At 65.5% G+C, this 8331-nt stretch carries 6 protein-coding genes; 3 read left to right on the forward strand and 3 right to left on the reverse strand.

The genetic code is table 11. The features are described from left to right. The first annotated feature begins 5 nt into the window (after positions 1-5). The 3 genes from AAF604_18775 (at position 6) to AAF604_18785 (ending at position 1641) form a co-directional block, all read left to right on the forward strand. A complete protein-coding gene (locus tag AAF604_18775) occupies positions 6-1058 on the forward strand; it encodes a nucleotidyltransferase domain-containing protein (GenBank protein ID MEM7051719.1) in 1053 nt (350 codons plus the stop codon). 19 nt (positions 1059-1077) lie between these two features. Further along, the gene (locus AAF604_18780; GenBank protein MEM7051720.1) at positions 1078-1392 is read left to right on the forward strand and encodes a HepT-like ribonuclease domain-containing protein; all 315 of its coding nucleotides are present in this window, start codon (positions 1078-1080) and stop codon (positions 1390-1392) included. A gap of 99 nt (positions 1393-1491) precedes the next feature. Beyond that, positions 1492-1641 carry a hypothetical protein gene (locus AAF604_18785; protein MEM7051721.1) on the forward strand — a complete coding sequence of 50 codons (150 nt, stop codon included), beginning with the start codon at positions 1492-1494 and terminating at the stop codon, positions 1639-1641. A gap of 160 nt (positions 1642-1801) precedes the next feature. On the opposite strand, the gene AAF604_18790 is transcribed toward AAF604_18785, so the two are convergent. The 3 genes from AAF604_18790 to AAF604_18800 all read right to left on the reverse strand — a co-directional run bounded on the left by AAF604_18790 (position 1802) and on the right by AAF604_18800 (position 7873). Next, positions 1802-3631, reverse strand: coding sequence for a winged helix-turn-helix domain-containing protein (locus AAF604_18790; protein ID MEM7051722.1), 1830 nt, complete (start codon positions 3629-3631; stop codon positions 1802-1804). Between the two features lie 192 nt (positions 3632-3823). After that, on the reverse strand, positions 3824-5671 hold the full coding sequence (locus AAF604_18795; protein MEM7051723.1) for a winged helix-turn-helix domain-containing protein: 1848 nt from the start codon (positions 5669-5671) through the stop codon (positions 3824-3826). 402 nt (positions 5672-6073) lie between these two features. Beyond that, positions 6074-7873, reverse strand: coding sequence for a winged helix-turn-helix domain-containing protein (locus tag AAF604_18800; protein ID MEM7051724.1), 1800 nt, complete (start codon positions 7871-7873; stop codon positions 6074-6076). Positions 7874-8331: the final 458 nt, after the last annotated feature.

Raw genomic sequence — 8331 nt, forward strand, 5'->3', positions numbered from 1 at the left:
GAGCCATGCGACTAGCCGACGGCGCTGAGGATCAGAGGGAACGATTCTTCGGTTCCCAGAAGACGCTTGAGGCAGGTGATTCTCGATCCCTTCGTGATCGGCTCGCGGCCGTGAATATTGCGGTTCCTGGTCGAACCAAAGGGCGAAAGACCGACGACGGCGAGCGGTACTGCATCGTGCAGTACCTTCGTACCCTTGACCAGGTTGGTTGTTTGGATTTCCCCATCCGGGTAGAGAAGCGCGAGCGGCCTGACTTTGAGGTGCTATCGGGGGAAAAGGTGGTCGGCCTCGAGTGCACTGAGGCAGGAAGCACGTCGGCGCATCGTGCTGACGCCGAGCTCGAGAAGGCTCCCAGGGGATCGGTTCTCGAAGGCACCAAGCTTAGGAAGCCGGGCGAGAGTTTGAAGGACTCTCCGATGTTCGGAGACGAGCCAGAGCGCCTTTGGGTCGAGGACATCCTTGACACATTGCGGAGCAAGCAGGGGAAGCTCTCCGGTTATCAGGAGTTTCCCGAGCAGCACCTCCTTATCTATGACAATTCTCAGTATCGTACGTTGACGGCTTGGACGGTGACCGATCTCCCCAGGCGGCTAGCAGATGGGATCAACGAATTGCCTGGCTATGGTTCGGAGCCTGGGCAACGCTTTCAACGGGTTTCGGTTCTGCGCGATCGAGTGCTGATGTACGACATCACCGGTTCTCCTCTCTTGCTGCCGGTTCCCGTGGGCTCCGCCTTGCCGCCCCTGATGCCCCTCGACCGGCTCGGAGTTTCGGAGCTTGCGTTGCGAGAATTCTGCCGCAAGTATCGGATCCGGAAGTTGGGATTCTTTGGCTCCGTGAGGGAAGACGATCGATTCGGACCCCAGAGCGACGTGGATGTCTTGGTGGAGTTCGAACCGGAATTCGGGCTCGGACTCCTTCAGTTGGCGCTGATCGAATTTGAGCTAACCAATCTGCTGGAGCGCAAAGCCGACCTCAGAACGGTCCTCGACCTCAGCCGATACTTTCGGGAAGAGGTAGTGCGCGACAAGACCGAGCTCGCCTATGTCGCCGGCTGACGTCGTTCGAGTTCGTCACATGCTCGAGGCGGTTCGCAAGAGCCGGGAGTTCGCTCAAGGCCGCCGACGGGAAGATTTGGACAACGATGAGCAACTCTCGTTGGCACTACAGCGGCTTCTCGAGGTACTAGGTGAAGCAGCCTCCAAAGTCACTTTGGAGGGGCGGCAACTGGCTCCGGAAATTCCTTGGAGAGCGATATCGGGCATGAGGAACCGTCTGATCCACGCTTACTTCGACGTCGATCTCGACATCGTCTGGAGGACGATTTCGGATGAGCTGCCTCCTCTCGAAGGTGTGCTCGAAGCGCTCCTCACGTCTGTCGATAAGGAGTGACGCATGGTGCCGGTACCCGGTCGTTCTCGGCGCCCGACCGAACAGCTCTCTCCCCTAAACCGGGATGGGATAGCCAGGACCTGGTAGCTTGCTGGGCCGATGAACCAACAGGAACGGCAGGGAGTCCAGGCACCGGCGCGACGCCTGCCGCTCTTCTACCTCGCCGTGGCCCATCTCTCGCTGGCGCTTGTGGCTCTGGAGCTGGCCCTCGATCCCTTCGCCTTCGCGGGTTTTTTATGTGCATCCTAGGATGTTGGCGGTCACCCATTTGGTGACCCTTGGTTGGATCACCGGAAGCATTCTCGGAATGACCTAATTGCTGGCGCCCATGGCCTTGCGGATCCGTCTTCCTGCGGGCAAGGGCGATGGTTGGCGGCCCGACGGCATCGCCGCTCGTGTTGGTGGGCCGTTACAGCGGCTGCAACCAAGGTCGATCGAGCTCGAGGGTCGAGCGGACTTCCCTCTGCAAGGCGATGAACTCGGGTTGGTCGCGCAACGGGTCGAAAAGCTGAAACTGCAGCGCCGCCGGCAGCAGGGGAGTTCTTTGCTCCCAGCCCTGGCGTAAGTAGGCGAGGGCGCGCTGGTGCTCGCCGGCGCCGGCGGCGGTCAGGGCGCCGAGCTCGGGGAAGAGCGGCGTGGTGGCGTGAATCGCCTCGAAACGGTGGTGGAGAAGCTGCCAGAGGAGCCTCGCCTGTCCGCGGTCGCGAATCGCCTCGACGATGGTCGCGATGGTGTCTTGCGGAATGCCGCGCGGTTCCAGGAACAGGCGGGTTTCCTCGGCGAGCTCGCTCCAGCGACCCTGATTCTGGAAGATGACGATGCGCACCAGTCGGCCGGCGTCGTAGGGGTAGGCGAGGGTGAGCCCCTTTTCGGCGTGCTCGAGGGCGCACTCGAAGTCACCGGAGGCGTAGAGAAACCAGTCGATCTCGGAGGCCAGCCCCGGGTGGAAGGGGGTCAGCTCGGAGAGCTGGAGGGCGGCTTCTCGGGTGCCCTCGCGGTTGCCTCGCGCCAGCTCCAGGGCGGCGACTAGAGCCCAATAGCGGGGCTCGTGTTCGGCCCTTCCGGCGAGCTGGGCGAGATGCTCATAGGCTTCCTCGGGGTTGTGTTCGCGATAGAGGGCCAGGCTGGCGAGGGCGACCCGAGCGGGGACTTGCTGCGGGGCGAGCTGGAGAGAGCGGCGGGCGGCGCGGGCGCTTTCCTCGGCGGCCTCAGGATTTGGAGCCGCGTGCCAGCGATCGAACTGGACCACCGCCAGAAGGCCGAGGGCCTGAGGGTCGTCGGGGTTGTCGGCGAGGGCACGCCGCACCAGGGCGAGGGCGATGTCGTGATTCGCCGGGCCGCCGCGGCTGAGCTGAAAGCCGACCTGGATCTCGAGACTGGCGGTCTCGTCCGGCGCCGGGATGTCGAGGGACGGAGAGATCAGCGGCCGGACCAGGGCGTCATTGAGCACGTAGGCCAGGGAAGCCAGTCGGTTGGGGACGAACTGGAAGCTCGCCGTCTCCAGGATCCTGCCGCTCTCGACTTCGACGATCTCGGCGAGGGCTTCGACTCCGGTCACGGTCTCGGCGATGCGTCCCCGGATCAGGTGACTGGCCTGCATCTCTGAGTCGGGAGTCTCGGCCCGCAGAGCAGTGCTCACCGCAAGACGATTCGCCCATCGCTCCTTGAGATCCTGGGAGACGCTGAAGGCGATCAGCTCTCCCTGTTCGGAATCGCTCGATTCGAAGGGCAGCACCATGACGTTGGCGTCCGTCGGCACCTGGTTTTTCGCCATCACGAAGGCGACGGCGCTCGTCAGCACGAACGCCGCGGCGGCGATCACCGGCCAGCGTCGCCTCGCCCTGCGGGCCGGAGCGGGCGTCGAAGAGGCTTCCACCGGGGCGAGAAAACGATAGCCCTGACCGCGCACTGTCTGGATGTATTGCGGCTGGTGGGCCGAGTCGCCGAGGACCTCCCGGAGATTGCGAATGATCGGCGGCAGACTCTGGTCGTACTCGACCAGGGTCGGGCCCCAGAGCTCGGTGATGAAGTCCTCCCGACTCACCACTTCACCAGCTCGCGCAACCAGCAAGCACAGGGCACGAACGCGGAGTTGCTGGAGGGGCACCGGCTGGCCCTCGCGAGAGAGGGAGAGCCGGTGGAAGTCGAGCTCGAAGGGCCCGAAGGTGACGCGACCGCTGCCGAAACCCTCGCCGGGAAGGGAGCTCGGGCCGAGACTGGATTCCGTGGTGTGATTCATCGAAGTTCTCCAGGGTAGCGAGAGACCGAAGCGGGATCTTCCCGAGTTTCCGTACTTGGCCGTTTCGAACCGATCATGTGATTCTGCCATGGAAGGAGAGGATTCGCCTCTTCGGTCCGAGCCTTTGCGAAGGTGCGGTCGAGAGAACCCTTCCCTCGCGGTTCGAGCTCGGCGGCAGCGGCGCTTCCGGGCTCAGCTTCGAGGTCTCGACGGAAGCGGGCGATCGAGAGCGAGGGCCTCCGTGACCTCTGCTTGAAGGGCGACGAAGTCGGGGTGGTCCCGCATCTGGTCGAACAGTGGGTACTGCAGCGCGGCCGGCATCCAGCAGGTGCGCCGCTCCCAGGCCTGGCGCAGATAGTCGATGGTCTGTTGCTGCTCGCCGGCGCCGGCGGCCGCGATGGCGAGCAGCTCCGGATAGAGCGGTGCCTGGGCGTGGACCGCTTCGAACCGTCGTCGGATAAGGCGCCAGAACAGGTCCGGCCGGCCCTCGGTTCGGATGGCCTTGACGATCGCGTCTTGGGTCGCGGCAGGGATTCCCCGCGGCTTCAAGAACAGGTTGGCTTCCTCGGCGAGATCGTCCCAGCGCTCCTGGGACTGGAAGACCAAGGCTCGCACCAGCCGTGAGCCGTCGTATGGATGGGCCAAGGCCAGGCTCTGCTCGGACTGCTCGAGGGCGCCCGCGGGATCGGTGGAGGCATACAGGATCCAGTCGATATCGGCCGCCAGGCCAGGGTGAAACGGCACCAGGTCGGCGAGCTCGAGGCCTGCCTGACGGGCCGCTGGGAGGTTCCGCCGGGCGAGCTCGAGGGCGCCGATCAGGGCCCAGTACCGGGGGCTGTCGTCGGCCTTTCCGGCGAGCGTCGCGAGGTGCGCCAGGGTCTCCTCGGGATTGCGTTCGCGATAGTAGGTGAGGCTGGCGAGGGCGACTCGGCTGGCGATCTGATCCGGGTCTCTGCGCAGGGCTCGACGTGCCGCTCGAGCACTTTCGTCACCGGCCTCGTCATTCAGGCTCGCCAGCCAGCGATCGAACTGCACGACAGCCAGTAGGCCGAGAGTCTGAGCATTTTCCGGGTCGGTCTCCAGGGCTTGGCGGACAAGGTCGAGAGCGGTCGCGTGGTTCACCGGACTTCCCCGGCTGAGCTCGAAGTCCACCTGCAGTGCGAGATTGGCGCCGTCATCAAGACCGAGACGAGAGTGAGCCGGTGGAACCAGCGGTCGCACCAGATCGTCGTTGAGGAAAAACGCCACCGGTGCCATCTGGTTGGTCACGAACTGGTTGCTGCTGGTTGCGATGATGGTGCCGGTCTCGATTTCGAGGAGCTCGGCCTCGATGATCTGGCCGACGACGGAGGGAGTGATCCGACCTCGAATCGCATAGGTGGCTTGCGAAGTCGTCGGGATGCCCTTGTCGTCCTCGGTGAGCAGGACGGTGCTCACCACCAGGGAATCCCGCCAGCGCTGCTTGAGGTCGTGAGAAAGGCTGAAGGCGACGAGCTCGCCATGCTCCGGATCGGCGGCAGTGAACGGCATGACCAAGATGCTGGTGCTCGCCGGCCTGCTCGCCTTGGTCAGCACGAAGGCGAAGGTGCTGGCCAGCAGCAAGCTGGCCACGAGCAGCATCGGCCGGAAGCGGCTTGGCCGGGATTCGGGTATCTCGGTGGGGAGCTCTTCGACCGCGGCGAGAAAGCGATAGCCCTGACCTCGGACGGTCTGGATATATCTCGGTTGCTGGGCCGAATCTCCAAGGACCTCGCGCAGGTTGCGGATGATCGGCGGCAGGCTCTGGTCGTACTCGACCAGCGTGGTTCCCCAGAGCTCCTCGATGAAATCCTCCCGGCTCACCACTTCGCCGGCGCGAGCCACCAGCAGACAGAGGGCGCGGACGCGCAGCTGCTGCAGCGGCACGGGCTGGCCGTCACGAAACAGATTCAGGCGATGGAAGTCGAGCTCGAAAGGGCCAAAGGCGGCGCGGCTGCGGCCTGGCGCGGGGGGAACTTTTGAGGACGGCGAAGGGAGAGGAGTCTCGGCGCTGCGATTCATGAAGGGGCTCCCGAAGAGAGGACGGCATCGGCTCCGAGGAGATTTTCCCACGTTTGCCCGGGATTGCCCCCGCTGGCGCGGACTTGCGAATCTGGCGCTGTCTTGCGGAGCCTTGTCAATCAAACATTTACGCCTCGCGAGGTGCTGTACTCGGGCTCCGATCGGGGCCCGGGAATCTCACGCCTTCTCGCCGCATCACCGATCGGAACCCTCTGGTTCGTCTTGACAGGTCCTCCCGTCTCGGCGGACCGCGGGACTCGTCGCTAGCGGTCGGCGAGTCCCGCCTTTTTATCCCTCACTCTCGAATCTTTGCTGGGCGGATCGGTCTCTGGCCTGGGCCGGCTGTGCTGGCGATCGATCGCGGATCGATCTGGTCGGACTGGGGCGTCGCCGGCGAGGGGCTCAGGGCAGTGGCAGTGGCTCGGCCAACGCCAGGGCCTCGTCGATCTGCTGCTGTAAGGCGGCGAAGGCAGGGTCTTCCCGGTACGAATCGAACAGTGGAAACTGCAGGGCGACGGGACTCCAGGCGGTGCGCCGTTGCCAGCCCCGTCGCAGATGCGCGACGGCGGCGGCACGATGGCCGGCGGCGGCGCTGGCGATCGCCTGAATCTCGGGGTAGACCGCGTAGGACTGGGAGATGCGCTTCAAGCGCTGGCTCTGGAACCGCCAGAAGGGTCGCAGATCGCGTCGACCGGTGGCGGAGATCAAGCCGTCGAGGCTGGTGTCGTCGAGGCCCCGGGGAGCGAGAAAGAGCTCGAGCTCTCGGGTCGCCGCTGGCCAGCGCTCGAGATCCCCGAGAAGCAGCAAGCGGACCAGTCGGTCGGAATCCGTCGGATGATTGAGGGCGAGGCTGGTGCTCGAGTGGTCGAGGGCGCGCTGTGGTTTCCGGGCGCCGTAGAGCATCCAGGTGGCGTGGGATGAGATCAGGGGCGAAAGAGGTGCGAGGCGGGACGCTCTTTCGGCGGCTGCGATGGCCCGGTCGTGATCGCGACGGGCGAGGTGGAGGGTTGCCAGCGTGGCCCACAGGCGGGGTTCCTGGGGAACCTGCTCGGCGAGCGTTGCGAGGGCTTTCCGGGCCTCGTCGGGCCGACGGCGGTGGAAGAACTCGAGACCGACGCGAGTGACCAGGGCGCGGGGCTCGTGAGGATCGACCCCGAGGGCTCGCCGCGCCCAGCGGTCGGCTTCGCGGGCGTGGGCGGGTTCGAGGGTGCTGACCCAGCGGTCATGCTCAATCAGAGCGAGGAGACCGAGGGTGCGGGCATCGCGCGGATTGGTCAGGGCGGCTTGTTGTGCCAGCTCCGAGGCGCGGGCGAGCTCGGCGGGGCGGCCGCGGTCGAAATGATGCAGAGCGCGCAGCAGCAGATCCGGCGGATGACCGGAGGGTTGGCTCAGGATGGTCGAGGGAGGGAACTTGGGCAGCAGCAAGGCGTCGTTGAGCAGGAAGGCGAGATTGGATTCCTCGTGGTGCGGAAGAACCAGCCGATTCGAGGCCAGGAGGTCGCCGTCCCCGGTGCGGACCAGCTCGGCATGAACTTCCCGCCCGACCTCCGTGGCGAGGATCTTGCCGCGGATCTCGAGATCGGCGAGGGATGCGCGGTCTGGTGAATGCTGTTCGTCCAGAACCACCAGTTGAAAGTGGCCCTGCCAGCGCTCGATGAGGTCGCGCGAGACATCGAAGGCGAGGGCGCGCCCGGCGCCTGGGGGCTGTGACTCGAAGTCCCGGACCACCAGCTTCGGTCGCTGCGCCGACCGGTCCTGAAGCAGGACAGCGAGCAACGCCAGGGCGACGACGATGGCGGTGGCGAGGGCGATGTGGCGCCGGCGGGGTCGGCTCGAGTCGTCGACTGCCGACACCGGCGCGATGAAGCGGTAGCCCACGCCGCGGACGGTCTCGATGTAAGTCGGCCGCTGCGCCGAGTCGCCCAAGGTCTTGCGTAGATTGCGGACGATCGGCGGCATGTTGCGCTCGTAGTTCACCGGCGTCGAGGGCCACAGCTCGGCGATGAAGTCTTGGCGCCGGACCACCTCGCCGGCGCGCTCGATCAGCAGCCTCAGGGCTCGGGCGCGTAGCTTCTGGAGCGGCACCTCGTCACCACCGCGGCGCAGAACCAGGGTGTCGAGCTCGAGCTCGAAGGGACCGAAGCGGGCCCGCACGGCGCGCCCGCCGGTCGAGGTGCGGTGAAGCGGTTCAGAGATCGTCATCGAAGTGCGACGCCGATTGGAGACGGGGCTCCTGACGGCGTCGGCAGGAATGGCGAAATCCTCTCACGCCAATCCCCAGGGGACGGAAGCTCGAGCATCCTGGTCTTCTCTGGTCTACGCCTTGCGAACCGCCTCGGTGGGCCTGGGAGTTGCTCTACTGCGGGCCGGACCTGCTGAGTGCGAGAAGGATCTCCGAAGGCCGGATCCGTCCACATTGCCGTTAGATTGGCATCCGGATGGCTGCGGCAAGGTTGGGGATTGTCCCGGGAGCGGTGTGTTCTAGCAGGCTGCTGAAAAAGCCGCGTGGCGGCTTCTTCAGCGCCTGCTGTTTATTTTCAGGGGGGCTAAAAGGCGCCCCCCTCAGGCGCGCGCGCATTTCGCGCGCCGTAACCCCCGTCCTCGGCGCCCAAGGCGCCCCCACACCCCCAGGGCGAGGGGGTACACACCGGCCAGAAGCC

The organism is Acidobacteriota bacterium (assembly GCA_039028635.1).
Classification (GTDB): Bacteria; Acidobacteriota; Thermoanaerobaculia; order Multivoradales; family JBCCEF01; genus JBCCEF01.